Genomic DNA, 22345 nt, shown 5'->3' with positions numbered 1-22345 from the left:
GACAGGAAAGGCCCCTTCATGGCGAAACTTGCCATGAAGGGGCCTTTCATCGCAGTCCGCTAGCTGCCGAGCAGGGCCTCGACGAACGCACCCGGCTCGAACGGTGCCAGATCGTCCGGCCCCTCCCCGAGGCCGACCAGCTTGACCGGCACCCCGAGTTCGCGCTGCACCTGGAAGACGATGCCGCCCTTCGCGGTGCCGTCCAGTTTGGTCAGGACGATGCCGGTGACGTCGATGACCTCCGAGAACACGCGAGCCTGCATCAGCCCGTTCTGCCCGGTGGTGGCGTCGAGCACCAGCAGCACCTCGTCGACCTTCGCCTGCTTCTCGACGACTCGCTTCACCTTGCCCAGCTCGTCCATCAGGCCGGTCTTCGTGTGCAGACGGCCGGCGGTGTCGATCAGGACCGCGTCCACGCCCGCTTCGGAGCCGCGTTTGACGGCGTCGAAGGCGACCGCCGCCGGGTCCGCGCCCTCCTTGCCGCGCACGACCTCCGCGCCGACCCGCTCGGCCCACGTCTGGAGCTGGTCCGCCGCCGCGGCGCGGAAGGTGTCGGCCGCGCCGAGCACCACGGTGCTCCCCTGCGCGACGAGCACGCGGGCGAGCTTGCCGGTGGTGGTGGTCTTGCCGGTGCCGTTGACCCCGGCGACCAGCACGACGGCGGGCTGCTTCACGCCGTCGACGACGTGCGGCAGCGCGCGGACGGCCCGGACCGCGTCGGTCGACAGGGCGGCGGTCAGCACCTCCTGCAGGACCGCGCGCGCCTCCTCCGACGTCCGCACGGCGCGGCGCTTCAGCTCGTCACGAAGGCGCTCGACGATCTCGGTGGTCGTCGCGGCACCCAGGTCCGCCATGAGCAGCGTGTCTTCGACGTCCTGCCAGGAATCCTCGTCCAGGTCACCGGCGCCCAGCAGGCCGAGCAGGCTCTGCCCGAACACCGACCGGGACTTGCCCAGCCTGCCTCGCAGCCGCTCCAGACGCCCTGTGGCCGGGGCGATCTCCTCGGCCGGAGCGGGCTCGGGGGCCGCTTCCTCGATGGCTTCGGCGGGTTCGGGAAGTTCGACGTCGCGCACCGTGCGCTGCGCGGAATCCCTCGGTACCGAGGCGTCGTCCCCGACGGCGGGCTGCCCATCGGTCTCCGGGCGATCCTCGACCGGGTGCTCCGGTTCTTCCTCGGTCTTCTCTCCACCAGGGGCGAGCGCGATCCCGCCTGTCGCGGTATAGCCGCCGCCCTTCGGCTTCTCGACGACGTCGGCAGCCTTGGACTCGTCCAGGCTGATCCGGCGGCGGCGCGCGATGAGCAGCCCGGTCACCAGAACGGCGACCAGGACCACGACGGCAACGACAACGATCCAGAACCAGGGGGTACTCGACACGGCGCCATCCTCGCATCCGCACCCCGTCGCGCTCAGACGCCCCACGGGAAGCAAGCCGATCTTGTCAAACACCCACTGAATAGGACTCATTTCGGACAAGAAGAAACGGTCCGGCTTGCGCGCTCTCCGGAACGACGGATAAACCACTCCGAATGACGGTTTTCTCCGGCACTGGGGTCCGGGTGATCGGACTCATCTCCGGCACATCGATCGACGGGATCGACGTGGCGGCCGCCGACCTGCGCGCCGAAGGGGACACCGTGGTGCTCTCCCCGCTCGGCCAACTGGAAGTCCCTTATCCCGCAGCGCTCCGTGACGCCTTGCTCGCCGCCCTGCCACCGAATCCCTGCGACGCCGAGCAGCTCACAAAACTCGACACCCTGGTGGGCCAGGCCTTCGCCGAGGCCGCCGCGCGCGGGGTCGAGGAACTGGCCGGCGGTGACGCGCACGTCGTCGCCTCGCTGGGCCAGACGGTGTTCCACTGGGTCGAGGACGGCACCGCCCGCGGCACGCTGCAAGTGGGGAACCCGGCGTGGATCGCCGAGCGCACCGGGCTGCCGGTGGTCGCCGACCTGCGTGTGCGCGACGTCGCCGCCGGTGGGCACGGCGCGCCGCTGGCCAGCACGCTGGACGCGTTGTGGCTACGGGAAATGGCCGCTTCCGGCCCGGTCGCGGCGCTGAACATCGGCGGGATCGCGAACATCACCGTGGTGCCTTCGCACGGTGATGTTCTGGCCTACGACACCGGGCCGGGCAACGCGCTGATGGACATCGCCGCGCACCGCGTCACCGGGCTGCGCGCCGACATCGACGGAGCGCTCGCCCTCCGCGGCGACGTGCGGCCCGACCTGCTGGCGAAGCTCCTGCTCGATCCCTACTACGCGGCCGCGCCGCCGAAGTCGACCGGCAAGGAACTGTTCCACGGCACCTATCTCGACGCGGCGCTCGACGGGCTCCCGCCGATCGGCGCGGAAGACCTCCTGGCGACGCTGACCGAACTGACCGCGGTGACCATCGCCGCGGAATGCCGTCGCCACTCCATCGCCACGGTGATCGTCTCCGGTGGCGGCGCGGACAACCCGGCGCTGATGGCCGCGCTCGCCAGGAACCTGCCGGATACGGCGCTGAAGACCAGCGACGACCACGGGCTGCCCCGCGCGGGCAAAGAGGCATACCTGACCATTCTGCTCGGCTGGCTGACGTGGTCCGGCGTCCCGGGGAACCTCCCGTCGGCGACCGGTGCCCGCGGCGACCGGCTGCTCGGCAGCATCACCCCGGGCGCGGGCCCCCTGCGGCTTCCCGCGCCGCACAGCTCAACCGTGACCCGGTTACGGGTAGCGGCGAAGACCGGCGAGCGATAGGAGATACGGATGCGCGCACTTGACCTCGCGATCATCGGGCTTTTTCTGGTCGGCATGCCCTTGCTGGGCGTCTGGATCGGCGGCAAACAGAAATCCGGCTCGGACTACTTCGTCGGCGAAGGCAAGATCTCCTGGTGGGTGGCCTGCCTCTCGGTGGTCTCCGCGGAGACGTCCACCCTCACCGTCCTTTCCGTACCGACGGTGGCCTACATCGCCACCCCCGGTGACGGCGGGATGACGTACCTGGCACTGGCGATCGGGTACATCGCCGGCCGGATCGTGGTGTCGATGGTGCTGTTGCCGCGCTACGTGGCGGGCAACCTGGTCACCGCGTACGCCTTCCTCGGCAAACGCTTCGGCAGCGGGCTGCAGGGCACCGCGTCGGTGACCTTCCTGCTCACCCGGACGCTGGCCGACGGCATCCGGCTGTTCGCCACCGCGATCCCGATCAAGGTGGTGATGGCGGCCTACGGCCTGAACGTCTCGTACTGGACCATCGTGATCGGCCTCGGCATCGCGATGGTGCTCTACAGCTTCTTCGGCGGGGTCCGCGCGGTCGTCTGGGTCGACGCGATCCAGATGCTCTGGTACGTCCTCGGCGCGGTCGTGGTGATCTGGGCGATCTCCGGCAGGCTGCCCGACGGCTGGTTCGGCAAGGCCGTGGACGCGAACAAGTTCCAGATCTTCGACTTCTCCTCGAACATGCTCACCGGGCAGTACGCGTTCTTCACCGCGCTGATCGGTGGCGCCGTGCTCTCGATGGCCTCGCACGGCTCGGACCAGCTGATCGTGCAGCGCCTCCAGGCGACCAACGATCTGCGCGCGGCGCGGAAGGCCTTGGTGGCCAGCGGTTTCGTGGTGTTCCTGCAGTTCGCGCTGTTCCTGTTCATCGGCGTGCTGCTGTGGGCGCTGTACAACGGTCTCGCCCCGACGAAGCCGAAGCCGGAAGGACTGGGGCTGGCCAACAAGGACGAACTGTTCGCGAACTTCATCGTGAACGACCTGCCGAGCGGCCTGTCCGGATTCGTGATCGCCGGGATCCTCGCCGCCGCACTGAGTTCGTCGCTCGGCGCGCTGGCATCGTCCACGGTGACCGACGTCTACGAACGGGTGATCGGCCGGGAACTCCCGGAAGCCGACCGGCTGAAGCACGGCCGGATCTGGACGATCGTCTGGGCGGGCGCGCTGATCCTGTGCGCGGGTTTCTTCGCCTCCTCCAACAAGACCTCGGCCGACCCGATCGTGGTGCAGGCACTCGGCATCACCGGGTACACCTACGGCGCGCTGCTCGGCGCGTTCCTGTTGGGCCTGCTGTTCAAGCGGGCGAGGCAGGTCGACGCGATCGTGGCGTTCGTGTCGACGGTGATCGTGATGGCCTTCATCATCCTGGGCGTCAAGTTCAACAAACCGGACGGCAGCCTGATCGGCGTCGACTTCAGCAAGGCTTCCGGGAACACCGTGGCACTGGCGTGGCCCTGGTACACGTTGTGCGGTGTGGTGATCACGCTCGTGGTGGGCGGGTTGCTCTCGCTGCGGCACGGAAGCGTGGACCCGCTGGCGGAGCCGGACGTGAAGGAGTCCACCCCCGTTTAGCGCCTCGTGAGTGGTAAGGACGGTTAGAACCGTCCTTACCACTCACGAGGTGACGAGCTCCTCTTCGGACGTACGCAATCGCTGCGAGATCACCTTCGTGATGCCGTCGCCCTGCATCGAAACGCCGTACAGGGCGTCGGCGATCTCCATGGTCGGCTTCTGGTGGGTGATGATGATCAGCTGCGAAGAGTCCCGCAGCTGCTCCAGCAACCCGATCAGCCGTCGCATGTTGGTGTCGTCGAGCGCGGCCTCGACCTCGTCCATGACGTAGAAGGGCGAGGGCCGGGCGCGGAAGATCGCCACCAGCATGCCGACGGCGACGAGCGACTTCTCGCCACCGGAGAGCAGCGAGAGCCGCTTGACCTTCTTGCCCGGCGGACGCGCTTCGACGTCGACACCGGTGGAAAGCAGATCATTGGGCTGAGTGAGCACCATGCGCCCCTCACCGCCCGGGAACAGCACGCTGAACACCGTCTCGAACTCGCGCGCGACATCCTCGTAGGCGGACGCGAAGACCTCGAGGATCTTTTCGTCGACCTGCTTGATGACGGCTTCGAGGTCCTTGCGGGTGTCCTTGAGGTCTTCGAGCTGGGTCGAGAGGAACTTGTACCGCTCCTCCAGCGCCGCGAACTCCTCCAGCGCCAGCGGGTTGACCTTGCCCAGCAGGCTCAGGTCCTTCTCCGCGCGCTTCGCCCGGCGCGCCTGGGTGTCGCGGTCGAACGGCATCGGCGGTGGCGGGGTGACGTCCTCGCCGCGTTCCTTGGCGGCCTCGTACTCGGCCATCTCCCCCGCGCTCGGCGGCACGGGGACATCCGGGCCGTACTCGGAGACGAGGTCCTCGAGACCGATGCCGAAGTCTTCGGCGATCTTGGTTTCGAGTTGTTCCAGCCGCAGCCGCTGCTCGGCGCGGAGCACCTCGTCACGGTGGACGGCGTCGGTGAGCTTCTCCAGCTCGCCGGTCAGCTCGCGGACCTTACTGCGGACCTGGGTCAGCGCGGTCTCCCGAGACTGCCGCTGCGCCTGCGCCTCGTCCCGTTCGTGGGCGGCGCGCTGCACGGAGACCTCGATGCGCTCCAGCGCGATCTCGCCGCCGTTGACCACCGCGTTGGCGATCTCGGCGCCACGTTTCCGCGCGGCCCTCGACTTTTCGGCGCGTTCGCGCGCCTGCCGCTCGGCGTGTGCGGCCCGGCGGAGCGATTCGGCCTTGCCCTGGATGCTCCGCGCGCGCTCCTCGGCGGTGCGCAACGCGAGCCGGGATTCCATCTCCTCCTGGCGGACCGTGCCGAGGTCTTCGGCGGCCTGGTCACGCTCGGCGGTGTCCGGATCCTCGTCGACCTCCTGGTCGGCGACGGCGGCCAGCCGCTCTTCGAGTTCGGCGAGCTGCCGCAGCGCTTCTTCGCGGCTCTGCTCGACCTTCGCGCGCTGGTTGCTCAGCCGGTCCATTTCGGCCTGCGCGGCACGCGCGGCCTGCTGCATCCGGTTCAGCCGCTCGGACGAGCGAGCCTTGCGGACCTTCGCGTCCCCAAGCGCTTCCTTGGCCCTGCCGACCTCTTCGCGCCGGGCGGCCTGTCCCGCGCGGGCGCCTTCGAGTTCCGCGGCGGTGCGTTCCAGCGCGCGCTCGGCGGCGCTGAGCCGATCGCTCGCCTCGTCGACCGCGGCCTGTACCTCGATGACGCTCTCACTGCGGGCGGACCCGCCGACCGCCCAGCGTGCGCCGAAGACGTCGCCTTCGGGCGTGACAGTGCTGACTTCGGGATACACCTCGACGAGCCGCCGCGCGGACTCCAGACCGTCCACAATGGCCACCCGGTCGAGCGCGTGCTCGACGGCGGACCGCAACGCGGGCGGCGCCGTGACGACCTCGCGTGCCCAGCGCGCGCCCTCGGGCAGCGACGGCCAGGCACTGGTGTCCACAGTGGATTCCAGACCGCCGAGCAGAATGCCCGCGCGCCCGGAATCGTTGTCCTTCAAGAACTTCAGCGCGGCGAGCGCGTCTTCGCCACCGTTGACCGCGACCGCGTCGGCGACCGGGCCGAGCGCCGCGGCCAGCGCGACCTCGTGGCCCGCTTCGACGGTGAGCAGCGCGGCGACCGAACCGAGCAGACCCGGCAGTTCGTGCTGCGCGCCGAGCAGCGCGCCGGCGCCGTCCTTGCGGCGCAACCCCATCGACAGCGCTTCGACACGGGCCTTCTCCGACGCGATCTCGCGTTCGGCGGCCCGTTCGGCCTTGACCAGCTCCTCGACGCGCGCCTTGGCGGCGTTGTTGGCCTCCACCGCGCGGTCGTGGTGGGCCTGGAGGTCGGAATCGTCGGATTCCTCGACGCCACCCGCGGCCTTGGCCTCTTCGAGCTCCTCGACCGCGATCTCCGCCCGCTCGGCGGCCTCTTCGAGCGACACGGTGAGCCTGTCGATCTCGTCGGAGGTGGCGCCGTTCTTGCTGCGCAGCGCCTCGACCTGACCGGAGAGCTTCGCGAGCCCTTCCCGGCGGTCGGCGATCGCGCGGACGGCGGCCATATGCGCGCGCTCGGCGGCCTGGACGAGATGTTCGAGCTGCTCACGCCGCTGGACGGTCTCCGACAGCACCATGCGCGCTTCAGCGACGGCCTCGTTGAGCTCCTGCTCCCGTTCGGCGACCTGCTCGGCCTCGGCGAGCAGCTCGTCGGGGTCGCGGCCGGTGCTCGCCTGCTGCACGTCGGACGACAGGTGCCGCTGACGCTCCAGTGCGAGCCGCACGGTGCCGCGCAACCGCTCCGTCAACGCGGAAAGCTTGTACCAAGTCTCCTGTGCGGCGGCCAGCTTCGGCGCGTCCTCGGCGAGCGAAGCTTCGAGCTCGGCCTCCTCGGCGGCGACGATCTCCAAGGCCTGCTCGACTTCGGCACGCCGCTGACGGGCGACGCGCTCGTCGGCCTCTTCCTTGGCGATGCCTTCGCGCTGGGTGACCAGGTCGTGGGCGAACAAGCGCAGCCGCGCGTCGCGCAGTTCGGACTGCACCCACTGCGCCTTGCGGGCGATCTCGGCCTGCTTGCCCAGCGGTTTGAGCTGGCGGCGGAGCTCGGTGGTGAGGTCGCCGAGGCGGTCGAGGTTGCCCTGCATGTTCGCGAGCTTGCGCAGGGTCTGTTCCTTGCGCTTGCGGTGCTTGAGGACGCCGGCGGCCTCTTCGATGAAGGCGCGGCGCTCCTCGGGCTTCGATTCGAGGATGGCCGAAAGCTGGCCCTGGCCGACGATGACGTGCATCTCACGGCCGATACCGGAGTCCGACAGCAGTTCCTGCACGTCCATCAGGCGGCAGCGGTCGCCGTTGATCTCGTACTCGCTCGCGCCGTCGCGGAACATCCGGCGGGTGATCGAGACCTCGGAGTACTCGATGGGCAGCGCGCCGTCGGCGTTGTCGATGGTCAGGGTGACCTCGGCGCGCCCGAGCGGGGCACGGCCGGCGGTCCCGGCGAAGATGACGTCCTCCATTTTGCCGCCGCGCAGGTCCTTCGCGCCCTGGGTGCCCATGACCCAGCGGAGCGCGTCGAGGACGTTCGACTTGCCGGACCCGTTCGGTCCGACCACGCAGGTGATGCCCGGCTCGAAACGCAACGTCGTCGCCGAGGCGAAGGACTTGAAGCCCTTGAGCGTCAGGCTCTTCAGGTGCACGTCGTGCTGACCCCTCTGGCTGCGGGAACCGGTCTTTCAATCGACCCAGGCTACCTGTGTGCTCACGGTGAGCGTGGGACGCGGGGCCTCAGCGCTCCACGAACCCGCGAAGCCCGCCTTTCGCCGGCGACCACCGCTCGACGACGTGATCCACACTTCCGGGTGATTCGCCGGATCGCAAGGCGGCCAAAAGCCGCTCACAGTGTTCGCGATCACCCTCCGCTATCACCTCGACACGTCCGTCCGCCAGATTGGCCGCGCTGCCGACCAACCCCAGCTCAAGCGCCCTGCTGCGGGTCCACCAGCGGAAACCGACCCCCTGCACCCGGCCGTGCACCCACGCGGTCAGCCTGATGTGCGTTACTTCTTCACTCACGCTCCCTATCGTGCACCATGCGGATGAACGCGGAGGGTGAGCGGGACGTTCGCTGTAGTTCGCAGACGGTGAGGCGGCGGTGATAATCTCCGCGCCGGGTCCCCACTTTGGGCTACCTCGCCCGGGTAGCCGCACTCCCCGAAGTCCCCCATCCGAGGAGCCAGCACATGCCCCGTCCCGACGGGTCTGATCCGAGCGCACGCGTGTCCGTGGCACCCCCGCGCGGCGCCACCGGCAAGCTCAACCGCGCAGGCTACGCCGTACTCGGCGTCAGCGGCCTCGTGGTGGCGACGGCCTTCGCCGCGATCGCCGAACTCGCGAGCCCCGGCGTCTCCGCCACCGCGGGCGGCACCGGAGTCCCCGGCGGCGGACAGGGCATCGCCCCCGCCGGCGTCCAGCTGGTCCCGGGCAACGCCGTCCCCGGCGGCCCGATGACGGTCAGCGGCTCGCCGACCCCGGGCGCGCCCTCCAGCTCGACGCCGCCGCCGACCACGGTGACCTCGGTCGGGGCGGACGGCAAGGAGACGACAAGCGTCGTCACCCCGCCCCCGCCGGTGGTGCCGCCGAACCCGAATCCGGGCCCCGGTCCCGGGCCGAACCCTGATCCTTCCCCGTCGAAGACGCCGTCGTCAGACCCGTCCACCAGCACACCGTCGCCGAGCACGACGCCCAAACCCTCGACGACGGAAAACCCTCCGACAACGACAACCACCGGCGGTGGCTCCAGCTCCAGTGGCGCACCGGAATCGTCGCCGGGCCGGTCCAGCACCTCGGGCACCGACACGTCCACGAGCAGCATCCAGTAAGACTTGAGTCCGTGAAGGCCTCCTTGCCTACCTTGAGGGTAGGGAAGGAGGCCTTCACTACGTCCGGGTCCGCATCGGATCCGCCGCAATCAGGCGACTAATTGCGATGGGGTGCTGGGCGACAGGAGGTTGCGAAAGTGGCTTTCGCAACGCATCTCCTGCCAGGCTTCGGTGGCAACGCGACCGCGAATCCGGTCCGCCGCACCGAGCAAGCCTCACATTTCGAAGCGGTATCCCATCCCCGGCTCCGTCAGCAGGTGCCGCGGCCGCGAGGGTTCCGGTTCCAGTTTCCGCCGCAGTTGCGCCAGATACACCCGCAGATAGTGCGACTCGGTCTCATAGGTCGGGCCCCACACCTCGTGCAGCAGCTGCTTCTGTGCCACCAGGCGGCCGCGGTTGCGCACCAGCAGTTCCAGCACCCCCCATTCGGTCTTGGTGAGGTGCACTTCCTTGCCGTCCCGGCGCACCTTCTTCGCCGCGAGGTCGATCCGGAACGATCCCGTGTCCACCACCGCGTCCGCACCGTCCACACCGGACGACGCCGAGCGGCGCACGGCGGCCCGCAGCCGCGCCAGCAGTTCGTCCATGCCGAAGGGTTTGGTGACGTAGTCGTCGGCGCCGGCGTCGAGGGCCTGCACCTTGTCGGCCGAGTCGCCGCGCGCGGACAGCACGATGATCGGCACGGTCGTCCAGCCGCGCAGCCCGGCGATCACCTCCGTGCCGTCGAGATCGGGCAGGCCGAGGTCGAGCACGACGACGTCGGGTTTGGTCTCGGCGACGGCCTTCAGCGCGGCCGTCCCGTCGTGCGCGGTGATCACCTTGTAGCCGCGGGCGGACAGGTTGATCCGCAGGGCTCGCACGATCTGCGGTTCGTCGTCGACGACCAGCACGGTCGCCGACGCGGTGTCTGCGCTCATCGCACTCGCTCCTCCTCTTCGTTCTCCAGACCCTCGTCGTCGAACGCGAGGAGGCTCTTTTCCGGATCCTGACCAACATATGCGGGCAGCGAGATGACGACGGTGAGCCCGCCGCCGGGCGTGTCCTCCGCCCGGATCCGCCCGCCCATCGCCTCGGTGAACCCCTTGGCGACCGACAGCCCCAGTCCCACGCCGGGCACGCTGTCCCGGTCTCCCCCGAGCCGCTGGAACGGCGCGAACGCCGAGTCAGCGGTGCCCTTCTTCAGCCCGCGCCCGTGGTCGACGATACGCAGTTCGACGTGGTCCGAATGCGTGCTGGCGCGGGCGGACACCGGCTCGCCGGACGCGCCGTGCCGCAGCGCGTTGTCGATCACGTTCGCCACGACCCGTTCCAGCAGGCCGGGATCGGCGCAGACCGACGGCAGCCGCGAGTCGATCGCGACGACGACCGAAGCCGAGTTGTCCACATTGGACAGAGCATGCGAGACCACCTCGTCGTAGCCGACCGGGCGCAGGTGCGGGCGCACCGCACCGGTCGCCAGCCGGGACGAGTCGAGCAGGTTGTCGATCAGCCCGGCCAGCCGGTCCGCCGATTCCTCGATCGCTTCGAGCAATTCGTCGGTGTCCTCTTCGGACAGTGAGATGTCGGTCGCGCGCAGGCTGCCGATCGCCGCCTTGATCGACGTCAGCGGCGTCCGGAGGTCGTGGCCGACGGCCGACAGCAGGGCGGTACGGAGTTCCGTCGCTTCGGCCTTGCGCTCGGCGCGGACGGCCGCCTTCGCCGTCCGCTGCTGCCGCAGGGCCAGCAACGCCTGTCCCGCGACGGCTTCCAGCACTCCCCGATCCGACGCGGGCAACGCGCGGCCCCGCAGCGTCAGGTGGACGTCGGCGGTGACCGCGATGTCGGCGTCGGCCTGATCCGGGTCGGCGCACGGATCCGTGCCGGCGTTCGCCACCCGTTTCCACTTCCCGTCCCGCTTTTCCAGCAGGGTCACCGAAGTCAGGCCGAAGTTCTCGCGGACCTTCTCCAGTAACCGCTCGATCGGGTTGGCGTGCGTGAGCACCGTCCGCGCGTACGACGCCAGCAACGCCGCCTCGGTCCGCGCTCGGGCGGCCTGTGTCGCGCGCCGGGCGGCGGTGTCGACGACCGCCGCGACGAGGATCGCCACGAGCACCATCGCGATCAGCGTGATCACGTTGCGCGGCTCGTGGACGGTGAGGGTGTACAGCGGCGGGGTGAAGAAGAAGTTGAGCAACCCCGCCGAAAGCACCGCGGCCAGGAGCGCGGGCCCGAGCCCGCCCGCGAGCGCGACGAGCACCGTCGCCAGCATGTAGGCGACCATGTCGGTCGAGAAGTCGAGCTGCTCCTCCAGCAGGACGCCGAGCAAGGTCGCCAGTACGGGCAGGACGAAGGCGAGTGCCCAGCCCGCCAGCCGCCGCGAGGAGGGCAGCGGGCTCCGGCCGAAGCGGGCGCGCAGCCGTCCGCCCGCTTCGGCGTGCGTGACCATGTGGACGTCGATCGGGCCGGACCGCTGGACCACGGCCGCGCCGATGCCCTCGTCGAACAGCCTCGCCACGCGTGACCGCCGGGAGGTCCCGACCACCAGCTGGGTCGCGTTGACCCCGCGGGCGAAGTCGAGCAGTGCCGTCGGCACGTCGTCGCCGACGACGGTGTGGAAGGTCGCGCCGACCTCTTCGGCCAGCTTCCGGTACTTGCCGACCGCCGTCGGCCCCATCCCGGCGAGCCCGTCGCCGCGCAGGATGTGTAGCACCTGCAGTTCGGCGCCCGCGCGGTTCGCGATGCGGCTCGCGCGGCGGATGAGCGTCTCGCTCTCCGGACCGCCGGTGATGGACACGACCACCCGTTCGCGTGCTTCCCACGTGTCGGTGATCTTCTGCTCGGCCCGGTACCGCTGCAGGGCGACATCCACCTGGTCGGCGACCCACAGCAGCGCGAGTTCCCGCAGCGCGGTGAGGTTGCCGGGACGGAAGTAGTTGCCCAGCGCCGCGTCGATGCGCTCGGCCGGATAGACGTTCCCGTGCGCCAGCCGCCGCCGGAGCGCTTCAGGCGTTATGTCGACCAGCTCCAGCTGCTCGGCCCGCCGCACGACCTCGTCGGGCACCGTCTCCTGCTGGACGACGCCGGTGATCCGCTCGACGACGTCGTTGAGGCTCTGCAGATGCTGCACGTTGACCGTGGACAGGACGTCGATCCCGGCGGCGAGCAGTTCGTCGATGTCCTGCCAGCGCTTCTCGTTGCGCGAACCGGGCACGTTGGTGTGCGCGAGTTCGTCGACCACGGCGACCTCGGGCGCGCGGGCGAGCAGCGCGTCAAGGTCCATCTCCTCGAACTCGTGCTCCCGGTGCGCCGACCGGCGGCGCGGCACGGTCTCCAGACCTTCGACGAGCTCCGCGGTCTTCTTCCGCCCGTGCGTCTCGACCAGGCCGATGACCACGTCGGTGCCCCGGTCGAGGCGTCGCCGCGCCTCGCCGAGCATCGCGTAGGTCTTGCCGACGCCGGGGGCCGCGCCGAGGTAGATCCTCAGCTCACCCCGGCGCGGCTTGGTCGTGTTCTCGTCCACGTCTGTCAGTGTGCTCCTCCGGCCGCGTCGCGCACGGCCAAGTTGACCTTCAGCACATTGACGCCCGGCACACCGATCCCGGCGCCACTCGTGTTCTCCGCCACGAGCTGCCGGACCTTCTCGTCGGACAGGCCCGTGTTCCTGGCCACACGCGGAATCTGCAGGTCCGCGTAGGCGACGCTGATCGCCGGGTCCATCCCGGAGCTCGACGCCGTCACCGCGTCGGCGGGCACCTGCGACTCCTGGACACCCTCGCGGGCGGCGATGAGCTTCTTGCGCTCACCGATCGCGGCGACCAGGTCCTCGTTGTACGGGCCCTTGTTCGACGCGCCGGACGAGGACGGGTCGCCGGGGCCGAGAGGGTCCTTCGAGCCCGCGGACGGGCGGTTGTGGAACCAGGGGTCCTTGGCCGGGTCTGCCGCGACCGGGTCGACGCCGATCAGGGACGAGCCGACGGCCTGCCCGTCCTGGGTGATGATCGAGCCTTCCGCGTTGCCTTCGAGGCCGGGGATCCGGGAGATCGCCCAGACGCCCAGGGGATAGACCACACCCAGCAGGACCGTGAAGACGAGCAGGACACGCAGCCCGGCGAGGGTCTGCTTCAGCAGTGCGTTCATGGGTTATCCGATTCCAGGGATGAGACGGACGAGCAGGTCGATCAGCCAGATCCCGAGGAACGGGCTGACGATCCCGCCGAGGCCGTAGACCAGCAGGTTCCGGCGCAGCAACGCCGAGGCCGACGACGGCTTGTAGCGGACGCCGCGCAGGGCGAGCGGGATCAGCCCGACGATGATCAGGGCGTTGAAGATGACCGCCGACAGGATCGCCGACTTCGGCGTCGCCAGCTGCATGATGTTGAGCGCGCCGAGCTGGGCGAAGATGCCGGTGAACATCGCGGGCAGGATGGCGAAGTACTTCGCGAGGTCGTTGGCGACGCTGAAGGTGGTCAGCGCGCCGCGGGTGATCAGCAGCTGCTTGCCGATCTCCACGATCTCGATCAGCTTCGTCGGGTCCGAGTCGAGGTCCACCATGTTCCCCGCCTCCTTGGCGGCGGAGGTCCCGGTGTTCATCGCGACGCCGACGTCGGACTGCGCGAGCGCCGGGGCGTCGTTGGTGCCGTCGCCGGTCATCGCGACCAGCCGCCCGCCCTCCTGCTCCTTCTTGATGAGTGCCATCTTGTCTTCGGGCTTGGCCTCGGCGAGGTAGTCGTCGACGCCCGCGTCCTGCGCGATGGCCTTCGCGGTGAGCGGGTTGTCCCCGGTGATCATGACGGTCTTGATGCCCATGGCGCGGAGCTGGACGAACCGCTCCTTCATTCCCGGTTTGACCACATCGGACAGCCGGATCACGCCGCGCACGAACGCCTTCGCGCCGTCGTACTCCGCGACCACCAGTGGCGTGCCGCCCTGCCCGCTGATCTCGTCGACGACGCGTTCGGTCTCGTCCGGCATGTCGCCGCCGCGTTCGCGGACCCACTCCCGCACCGCGGCGGTGGCCCCCTTGCGGACCTGGCGTTCGCCGATGTCGATGCCGCTCATCCGGGTCTGCGCGGTGAACTCGACGAAGTCCGCGAGCTTCTCGTCGCCGGACGCCGTCTCGGCGAGCCCGTGCTCCCTCGCGACGAGTTCGACGATGCTGCGGCCTTCGGGGGTGCCGTCGGCGAGGCTGGACAGGCGGGCCGCCTTGGCGATGTCGCCCATGGTGGAGTCACCGACCGGGATCAGCTCGGTGGCCTTGCGGTTGCCGAAGGTGATCGTGCCGGTCTTGTCCAGCAACAGCGTCGAAACGTCGCCGGCGGCCTCGACCGCGCGACCGCTCGTGGCGAGGACGTTGCGCTGCACCAACCGGTCCATCCCGGCGATACCGATCGCGGACAGCAGCGCGCCGATCGTCGTCGGGATCAGGCAGACCAGCAACGCGGTCAGCACGATCACGGACTGCTGGCTGCCGGAGTAGCCCGCCATCGGCTGCAACGCCACGACGGCGAGCAGGAAGATGATCGTGAGCGTCGAGAGCAGGATCGTCAGCGCGATCTCGTTCGGCGTCTTCTGCCGGGAAGCGCCTTCCACCAAGGCGATCATGCGGTCCACAAAGGACTCACCGGGTTTGGTGGTGATCTTCACGACGATGCGGTCCGAGAGCACCGTGGTGCCGCCGGTGACCGCGCACCGGTCGCCGCCCGATTCGCGGATGACCGGAGCCGACTCGCCGGTGATGGCCGATTCGTCGACGGTCGCGATGCCCTCGACGACGTCGCCGTCACCCGGGATGACCTGCCCCGCCTCGACCACGACGAGGTCGCCGACGCGCAGGTCGGCACCCGGCACGGTCTCCTCGTCGCCGTCCTCGGTGAGGCGGCGCGCGACGGTCTCCTTCTTGCTGCGCCGCAGGGTTTCCGCCTGCGCCTTGCCCCGGCCCTCCGCGACGGCCTCGGCGAGGTTCGCGAACAGGACGGTGAACCACAGCCAGATGGTGATGAGGATGGTGAACACGCTCGGGTCGGTGATCGCGAAGACCGTGGTCAGCGCCGAGCCGATCCACACCACGAACATGACCGGGTTGGCGAGCTGGTGCTGGGGATTCAGCTTGCGCAGCGCCTCCGGCAAGGAGGTCAGGAGCTGACGCGGGCTGAAGATCCCCGCGCCGACCCGGCCGGTGTTCTCGACGTGGTGCTGTGTCGTTTCTTCGGGAGTGCGTTCCTGGGTGACGGTCATGCCAATGCCTCTGCGATGGGCCCGAGCGCGAGCGCCGGGATGAAGGTGAGGGCCGCGACGAGCACGATCGTGCCCGCGAGCATCGTGCCGAAGAGCGGTCCGGTGGTGGGCAGCGTGCCGGCGGTCTCCGGAACCTTCCGTTGGGAGGCAAGGGATCCGGCCAGGCACAGCACGGCAAGGATCGGGATGAACCGGCCGAGCAGCATGGCCACCGACAGCGAAGACTGGAACCAGTCGTTCGTCACGGTCAGCCCGCCGAACGCGCTGCCGTTGTTGTTGCCCGCCGAGGCGTAGGCGTACAGGACTTCGGAGAGGCCGTGCGCGCCCGAGTTCGTCATGGCGGCCGGAGTGTCGGCCAGCATCAGCGCGACACCGGAACCGAGCAGCACCACGGTCGGCATCGCGAGCATGGAGACGGCCGCGCAGGTGACCTCGCGTTTGCCGAGCTTCTTGCCCAGGTACTCCGGCGTCCGGCCGACCATCAGCCCGGCGAGGAACATCGCGATCACGGCCATCACGAGGATGCCGTAGAGACCGGTGCCCACCCCGCCCGGCGAGATCTCGCCGAGCAGCATGTTGAGCAGCGCTCCGCCACCGCCGAGCCCGCTGTAGCTGTCGTGCGCGCCGTTGACGGCGCCGGTCGACGTGCCGGTGGTGGCGTTGGCGAACAGCGAGCTCAGGCCGATGCCGAACCGCTGTTCCTTGCCTTCCAGGTTCGCCCCGGCGGCCAGCGACGCGGGCCCGCTCGCGTTGGCTTCGGACAGCCACGTGACCGCGAGCATCGCGGTGAACAGCCCGGCCATCACCGAAAGCAGGACGTAACCCTGGCGCGTGTTGCCGACGAGCTTGCCGAACGTCCGGGTGAGCGAGACCGGGATGACCAGGATCAGGAAGATCTCGATCAGGTTGGTCCAGGCGTTCGGGTTCTCGAACGGGTGCGAGGAGTTGGCGTTGAAGATGCCGCCGCCGTTGGTCCCGAGCTCCTTGATGGCTTCCTGGCTCGCGGCCGGGGCGAGCGCGATCTTGCTCGTGCTGCCGTCGGGGTTGAGGACGTCGACACCGCTCTTGAGGCTCTGTACGACGCCGAGCGCGATCAGCGCGATCGCCGCCACGAACGCGATCGGCAGCAGGATCCGGATCGTGCCGCGCGTCAGATCCACCCAGAAGTTGCCGAGACGGTCGGTCTTCGAGCGGACGAAACCGCGGACCACCGCGATGGCGACCGCGAGCCCGACGGCCGCGGACAGGAAGTTCTGCACGGTCAGGCCGGCCATCTGCACGAAGTGACCCATGGTCGCCTCGGGGCTGTAGGACTGCCAGTTCGTGTTGGTCACGAAGCTGACGGCGGTGTTGAAGGCGACCGCCGGCGAGACCGGTTCCTTGCCGAGGCTCCACGGCAGGATCGCCTGAAGCCGCTGAAGCAGGTACAGGAAGACGACGGAGACGAACGAGAAGCCGATCACGGCGGACGCGTAGGTCTTCCAGTGCTGTTCCGATCCGGGGTTCACCCGGAACAGGCGGTACAGGCCGCGTTCGGCCTTGGTGTGTTTCCCGGTCGAGAAGACCCGCGCCATGTAGTCGCCCAGTGGCCGGTAGACCACGGCGAGCGCGACGAGTAAGAGGCCGGCCTGCAGGAGACCGGCCATCGTGTCTGACATCAGAATTTCTCCGGCCTGACCAGTGCGATGAACAAATAGACGATCAGCCCCAGCGCCAGCAGTCCGCCGACGACGTTGGCCACGGCTCCCGTGCCGGTCACAGCTTTTCCAGACCGCGAAGGGTCAGGGCGAGAACCACGAATACGCCGATCAGGAGCACGGCGTAGAGCAAGTCGGCCACTAGGCACCTCTCAGGACAGGTCACCCCATCGGTGACCAGGACCCCGCAACACTGCGCCTGGTACAGACCATCGCGACCGCGGCCTGACGGCCTCTTGATGCCCCGATCGGGTGCCTTTACGACTTCTTGATGCCCGGTGACGTGCCCCACAGACCGTGACGCACTGCGGACGGAGCGTGCAATTCGGGCAGACAAGCCCGCCAAAGCGTGTTACACCGGTGTTACGGATAGTTGTATGCGCTAACTAATCACCAGGAGGTAGCGATGTGCGGAATCGCAGGGTGGGTCTCCTTCGACACGAACCTGACCCAACGCCATGAGGTCGTCGACGCGATGACCGCGACCATGGCGTGCCGCGGACCGGACGACTCGGGCACCTGGGTCCGGCCGAACGTGGCGCTGGGCCACCGGCGGCTGGCGATCATCGATCTGCCGGGCGGCAGGCAGCCGATGGCCGAAGCCGGGCTGGCCGCGATGGTCTACAGCGGTGAGGCGTACAATTTCACCGAGCTGCGCGAAGAACTTCTCAAGCGCGGGCACAAGTTCGAGACCGACAGCGACACCGAGGTCGTGCTCCACGGCTACCTGGAGTGGGGCGACGAGGTCGTCGACCACCTCAACGGCATGTACGCGTTCGCGATCTGGGACGAGCGCGACGAGAAGCTCGTGATGATCCGCGACCGCATGGGTATCAAGCCGTTCTACTACTACCCCACCCCGGACGGAGTCCTCTTCGGTTCCGAGCCGAAGGCGATCCTCGCGAATCCCTTGGCACGCAAGGTGGTCGACACCGACGGCCTGCGTGAGCTGATGGCCATGACCAAGACCCCGGGCTGGTCGCTGTGGAAGGGAATGCACGAGGTCGGGCCGGGCACGATCGTCACCGTCGACCGTTCCGGAATCCGCACGCGGACGTACTGGAAGCTCGACGCGAAACAGCACACGGACGACCAGGAGACCACGGTCGAGCGCGTGCGCGAGCTGATGACCGACATCGTGCACCGTCAGCTGATCGCCGATGTCCCCCGTTGCGTCCTGCTGTCGGGCGGGCTCGATTCCAGCGCCGTCACCGGTCTCGCCGCCGCGCGGCTCGCCGAACAGGGCGAGCGCCTGCGCACGTTCTCGGTCGATTTCCAGGGTCAGGAGGAGAACTTCCAGCCGGACGAGGTGCGGGACACCCCGGACTCGCCCTACATCCGTGACGTCGCGCGGCTGGTCGGCTCCGACCACAAGGACGTCGTGCTGAACCCGGCCGAGCTCAGCGACCCCGAGGTGCGCCGCAAGGTGCTGACCGCGCGGGACATCCCGGCGGGGCTCGGGGACATGGACACCTCGCTTTACCTGCTGTTCAAGGCGATCCGCGCCGAGTCGACGGTGGCGTTGTCCGGCGAGTCCGCCGACGAGGTCTTCGGCGGGTACCGCTGGTTCCACGACGAAGCCGCGGTGAACTCGGGGACGTTCCCCTGGCTCGCCTTCCGGATGGGCCTCACCAGCGAGCGGGGCGCCCTGCTGCGCGGGGAGGTCCAAGCGAAGCTCGACCTGCCGGGCTACATCGCCGACCAGTACGCCACCGCCGTCGCCCAGGTCGAGCACCTCGACGGGGAGAGCGAGCAGGACCGCAAGATGCGCACGGTCTGCAACCTGCACCTGAGCCGGTTCGTGCGGATGCTGCTGGACCGCAAGGACCGGGCGTCGATGGCCGTCGGGCTCGAGGTGCGTGTGCCCTTCTGCGACCACCGCCTCGTCGAGTACGTCTACAACACGCCGTGGTCGTTGAAGACCTTCGACGGCAGGGAAAAGAGCCTGCTGCGGCACGCGACCGAACACGTGCTGCCGGCGTCCGTGCGGGACAGGGTCAAGAGCCCGTATCCGTCCACTCAGGACCCCGGCTACGCGGCCGCGTTGCAGCAGCAGGCCAAGGAGGCCTTGACCGAACGGGAAAACCCGGTGTTCGAGCTGGTGGACCGCGACTGGCTGCACCAGGTGTCCGAAGTGGACCCGGCCACGATGTCGTCGGCCCAGCGCTCCGGGATCGACCGGGCGCTGGACCTCTACCACTGGTTCGATCTGTACCGGCCCGAACTCCAGCTCGACTGAAGTACCCGGTCCGCCGCCGTCTCAGCGACGGCGGCGGACCGTGCCCCCGACCACGACGCCCCCGAGCACCGCGGTCGCGGCGAGCAGGATGCCCGCCTCGGTCCACTGGAATCGCCAGAACCGATCGGTGGGCTGGTAGACGGTGAAGTCCTGATACCCCGCTGCCTGAGCACAGGCGTTCATCCCCTTGCCGGGCGGGCATTCGGGCATCTCGTCGATCAGGCGCAGCTCCGTGCCGTCCGGGGCGATTCTGCCCGACTGGACGATCAAGGCGCCCTTCGTGGCCGGGTCGGCACCGAGCGAGCGGACCGGTTCGGCGTAGTGCGGCCGCAGGAGCATCAGCGTGACCGCGGCCGCGACGAACACCGCGACCGTGATCGCGATGGCGGGCAAGGTCTTGCGCACCAGCACCCCAGCCGCGGCGCCGAGGGCGAAGGCGAACAGCCACCACGCGGCGGGCGCGATCCCGACGGCGCCGAAGTACGACGTCTCGCGCAGTGTCTCCGCTTTGCCGGGGAAGATCTCCAGCCACTTGCCGAACATCTGTCCCGAAGCGAGGCCTGCCAGCGTCGCGGCCACGCCGAGGACACCGAACTTGACGCCCAGCCAGTGCCCGCGGCTCACCGATTGGGTCCACGCGAGCTGGCAGGTTCCGCGTTCGTGTTCCCTGGCGAGCAGCGGAGCACCCCAGAAGACCCCGGCCAGCAGGGGGACGAACGGTATCGTCACGATCAGCGGGTAGATCTTCTGGTAGAGGTCCTCCAATCCCGCGTCGAATTCGCGGCAGGGCACGCCGCCTCCGTAGCAGTGGGAGACGATCTCGCCGCTCGCGGCGCCGAGCGCGACCCGCCCGGTCAGGAACAGGATCCCGCCGAGCACGGTGAGGAATCCGAGGGTGACGAGCAGCTGGGTGCGGTGCTGCCGCCAGGTGAGCCAAAGCAAGAAGCTGTGCCTTTCTAGGAACGGCGCCGGATGGCGAAGGTGGCGGCGACGGCGAGCAGGAGGGAGACGCCCGTCAGGATCGCGGCTTCGGTCCACTGGAAGCGCCAGTACCAGTCCGCGGGCAGGACCTTGAGCGCGGTGATCTCCCCGGCGGCGTCCCTGACCATTTCGACCACCCGGCCCAGGGGTTCCGCGCCCGGCTGGACGAGTTCGGGTTGCGCGTAGCCGTCACGGACGTTGCTCAGGCCGATCATCAGGCCCACCGACACCGCGATGGTGACGGCGATGGCGGGCAGGGTCTTGCGGATGAGCGCGCCCGCCGCGGTGCCGAGCACGAACCCGAAGAGCCACCACGCGCCCGGCGCGACGCCCGTCATCGTGAACAGGACCGGGTTGTCGAAGCGGCTGGTGATGCCGGTGTCGCCTCGATCGGCGGGGAAGACCTCCACCCAGCGCTGCATCATCGCGCCGAACGCGAGCCCGCCGAGGGTGGCGAGAACGGCCAGGAACCCCAGTTTCACGCCGAGCCAGCGGAACCGCGAGATCGACTGGGTCCAGGCCAGTTTCGTGGTACCTCGTTCGAATTCGGCCGCGACCAGCGGCGCGCCCCAGAAGACACCGATCGCCACGGGGACGACCTGGAGCCAGGAAAGGTACTGGTACAGATCCGCGAAGAGCTTCGCCGGGTTCGGGCTGGTCGCCGCGGCGTTCCCGTTGACCAGCAGGACGATCCCGACGGCGACGAGCAGACCGGCGGTGATCAGCAGCTGCATCCGCTGCTGACGATAGGTGAGCCAGAGCATTGTTCCCCCTTACGCCGAAGCCAGTGTCGGGCGAGGCAGGCTCGCGGATTCGGGCCGCCGCAGGTAGGCGAGCACCAGCTCCTCCAGGTTCGCCGGCCGCTCGGTCCACTGTGGACCCAGCGAGACCGGTTCGGTGCGGGCGAAAACGGTCGCCTGCCTGCCGGCCCTGGCCTCGTCCACGATCGCGACGCGTCTGCCCAGCGCGTCGGCCTCCTCCACGGGGCCGACGAAGGTCCGGTGTCCGGCGACGAGTTCGTCGATGTCGCCGCTGACCTGGACGCGGCCGCCGTTGAGGACGATCAGCCAGTCGCAGGTGTTCTCCAGGTCGGAGACGACGTGAGACGAGAGGAGGACGGTCATCCCGGTTTCGGCGACGGCCTCCATCAGGCCGCGCATGACCTCGTGGCGGGCCAGCGGGTCGAGATTCGCGAGCGGCTCGTCGAGCACCAGGAGGTCCGGGCGTTTCGCGAGGGCGAGGGTGAGCGCCACCTGCGCGCGCTGCCCGCCGGAGAGCTTGCCGACCTTGTGCTTCAGGGGAAGCCCGAGCGAGTCGATGCGTTTGAGCGCGAACTCGTCGTCCCATCCCGGGTTCAGGCGTCTGCCGAACTTGAGCATCTCCGCGATGCTGAAGCCGGAGTACAACGGCTTGTCCTGCGCGAGGAAAGCGGCGGTGCCCCGGACCGAGACCGAGCCGAGGGTCGCGTCGAGCAGTCCGACGGCCAGGTGCAGGAAGGTCGTCTTACCCGCGCCGTTGGGTCCGACCAGGGCGACGACCCGGCCTTTCGGGACGGCGAGGGAGCAGTCGCGCAGCGCCCACTTGCGGCGGTAGCGCTTGCCGAGTCCGGTCGCCTCGATGACGGGTTCATCGGTCATGCCGTCCGCTCCCCTCGAAAGCCATCGACCATCACCGAGGTGAACAGCGCCTCGACGTCTTCCTGATCAAGCCCCGATTCGCGCGCGTCGCGGACCCACGCTCCGAGGCTCTTCCGCAAGCGGGTGTGCTCCGCGAACGAAGCGCCTCCGAGAGTCTTCTGGACGAAGGTGCCGAGGCCCGGCTTCCCCTCGACGAGCCCTTCACGCTCCAGCTCGCGATAGGCCTTGAGGACGGTGTTGGGATTGATCGCCAGCTCGGCGACCACTTCCTTCGCCGTCGGCAGCCGGTCCCCCGGCTCCAGCAACCCCAGGCGGAGGGCGTTCTTGACCTGCTGGACGAGCTGGACGTACGTCGCGACGCCCGAGCCTTTGTCCAGATGGAAGGTGACCACTGGCAACACCCTTTCACTAATTAAGTAGTGAA

Annotated in this window: 17 protein-coding genes; 3 read left to right on the top strand and 14 right to left on the bottom strand. The window is 69.1% G+C overall.

All coding sequences use genetic code 11. The annotated features are described in order from the left end of the window. Window positions 1–59: 59 nt before the first annotated feature. Window positions 60–1376, bottom strand: coding sequence for a signal recognition particle-docking protein FtsY (ftsY, locus tag BLW75_RS36415; RefSeq protein ID WP_034321052.1), 1317 nt, complete (start codon window positions 1374–1376; stop codon window positions 60–62). Between the two features lie 152 nt (window positions 1377–1528). On the opposite strand from ftsY, the gene BLW75_RS36410 reads away from it, so the two are divergent. Together BLW75_RS36410 and BLW75_RS36405 are read left to right on the top strand one after the other, a co-directional pair. Further along, window positions 1529–2737: an anhydro-N-acetylmuramic acid kinase gene (locus BLW75_RS36410; protein WP_198935826.1), complete on the top strand. Its 1209-nt coding sequence runs from the start codon at window positions 1529–1531 to the stop codon at window positions 2735–2737. A 9-nt stretch (window positions 2738–2746) separates the two neighbouring features. Next, entirely contained in the window at window positions 2747–4330 is a 1584-nt protein-coding gene (locus tag BLW75_RS36405) for a sodium:solute symporter (RefSeq protein ID WP_034321055.1), read from the top strand. Window positions 4331–4372: 42 nt separating this feature from the next. On the opposite strand, the gene smc is transcribed toward BLW75_RS36405, so the two are convergent. The 9 genes from smc to kdpF all read right to left on the bottom strand — a co-directional run bounded on the left by smc (window position 4373) and on the right by kdpF (window position 17126). Further along, on the bottom strand, window positions 4373–7972 hold the full coding sequence (gene smc / locus BLW75_RS36400; protein WP_034321058.1) for a chromosome segregation protein SMC: 3600 nt from the start codon (window positions 7970–7972) through the stop codon (window positions 4373–4375). A gap of 88 nt (window positions 7973–8060) precedes the next feature. Further along, the gene (locus tag BLW75_RS36395) at window positions 8061–8348 is read right to left on the bottom strand and encodes an acylphosphatase (RefSeq protein ID WP_034321061.1); all 288 of its coding nucleotides are present in this window, start codon (window positions 8346–8348) and stop codon (window positions 8061–8063) included. Between the two features lie 253 nt (window positions 8349–8601). Then, window positions 8602–9147 carry a hypothetical protein gene (locus tag BLW75_RS36390; RefSeq protein WP_241784013.1) on the bottom strand — a complete coding sequence of 182 codons (546 nt, stop codon included), beginning with the start codon at window positions 9145–9147 and terminating at the stop codon, window positions 8602–8604. 222 nt (window positions 9148–9369) lie between these two features. Beyond that, window positions 9370–10071, bottom strand: a complete 702-nt coding sequence (locus BLW75_RS36385; protein WP_034321063.1) for a response regulator — start codon at window positions 10069–10071, stop codon at window positions 9370–9372. Beyond that, complete coding sequence (locus tag BLW75_RS36380; RefSeq protein ID WP_091599116.1) at window positions 10068–12653, bottom strand: sensor histidine kinase; 2586 nt, start codon at window positions 12651–12653, stop codon at window positions 10068–10070. The genes BLW75_RS36385 and BLW75_RS36380 overlap by 4 nt, the downstream gene beginning before the upstream one ends. Before the next feature lie 5 nt (window positions 12654–12658). Then, a complete protein-coding gene (locus BLW75_RS36375; protein ID WP_034321066.1) occupies window positions 12659–13270 on the bottom strand; it encodes a potassium-transporting ATPase subunit C in 612 nt (203 codons plus the stop codon). A 3-nt stretch (window positions 13271–13273) separates the two neighbouring features. After that, a complete protein-coding gene (gene kdpB, locus BLW75_RS36370; protein ID WP_034321069.1) occupies window positions 13274–15367 on the bottom strand; it encodes a potassium-transporting ATPase subunit KdpB in 2094 nt (697 codons plus the stop codon). After that, window positions 15364–17025, bottom strand: a complete 1662-nt coding sequence (gene kdpA, locus BLW75_RS36365) for a potassium-transporting ATPase subunit KdpA (RefSeq protein WP_034321073.1) — start codon at window positions 17023–17025, stop codon at window positions 15364–15366. Before kdpA ends, kdpB begins: the two co-directional genes overlap by 4 nt. Continuing rightward, the gene (gene kdpF, locus BLW75_RS36360; RefSeq protein WP_007031325.1) at window positions 17025–17126 is read right to left on the bottom strand and encodes a K(+)-transporting ATPase subunit F; all 102 of its coding nucleotides are present in this window, start codon (window positions 17124–17126) and stop codon (window positions 17025–17027) included. Before kdpF ends, kdpA begins: the two co-directional genes overlap by 1 nt. Before the next feature lie 344 nt (window positions 17127–17470). On the opposite strand from kdpF, the gene asnB reads away from it, so the two are divergent. Further along, on the top strand, window positions 17471–19303 hold the full coding sequence (gene asnB, locus BLW75_RS36355) for an asparagine synthase (glutamine-hydrolyzing) (protein ID WP_034321077.1): 1833 nt from the start codon (window positions 17471–17473) through the stop codon (window positions 19301–19303). A gap of 21 nt (window positions 19304–19324) precedes the next feature. Here asnB and BLW75_RS36350 read toward each other — a convergent pair whose 3' ends face one another. From BLW75_RS36350 to BLW75_RS36335, 4 genes are read right to left on the bottom strand one after another with little or no spacing between them, the layout of a single operon-like run. Continuing rightward, on the bottom strand, window positions 19325–20245 hold the full coding sequence (locus BLW75_RS36350; protein ID WP_034321080.1) for an ABC transporter permease subunit: 921 nt from the start codon (window positions 20243–20245) through the stop codon (window positions 19325–19327). Between the two features lie 14 nt (window positions 20246–20259). After that, window positions 20260–21048 carry an ABC transporter permease gene (locus BLW75_RS36345; protein WP_034321082.1) on the bottom strand — a complete coding sequence of 263 codons (789 nt, stop codon included), beginning with the start codon at window positions 21046–21048 and terminating at the stop codon, window positions 20260–20262. A 9-nt stretch (window positions 21049–21057) separates the two neighbouring features. After that, on the bottom strand, window positions 21058–21921 hold the full coding sequence (locus tag BLW75_RS36340) for an ABC transporter ATP-binding protein (RefSeq protein WP_034321085.1): 864 nt from the start codon (window positions 21919–21921) through the stop codon (window positions 21058–21060). Then, the gene (locus BLW75_RS36335) at window positions 21918–22313 is read right to left on the bottom strand and encodes a GntR family transcriptional regulator (protein WP_034321088.1); all 396 of its coding nucleotides are present in this window, start codon (window positions 22311–22313) and stop codon (window positions 21918–21920) included. The genes BLW75_RS36340 and BLW75_RS36335 overlap by 4 nt, the downstream gene beginning before the upstream one ends. Window positions 22314–22345: the final 32 nt, after the last annotated feature.

Origin of the sequence: Amycolatopsis lurida (genome assembly GCF_900105055.1) — a bacterium.
GTDB classification, from domain to species: domain Bacteria; phylum Actinomycetota; class Actinomycetes; order Mycobacteriales; family Pseudonocardiaceae; genus Amycolatopsis; species Amycolatopsis lurida.
This window is presented reverse-complemented; position numbering and strand designations above follow the sequence as displayed.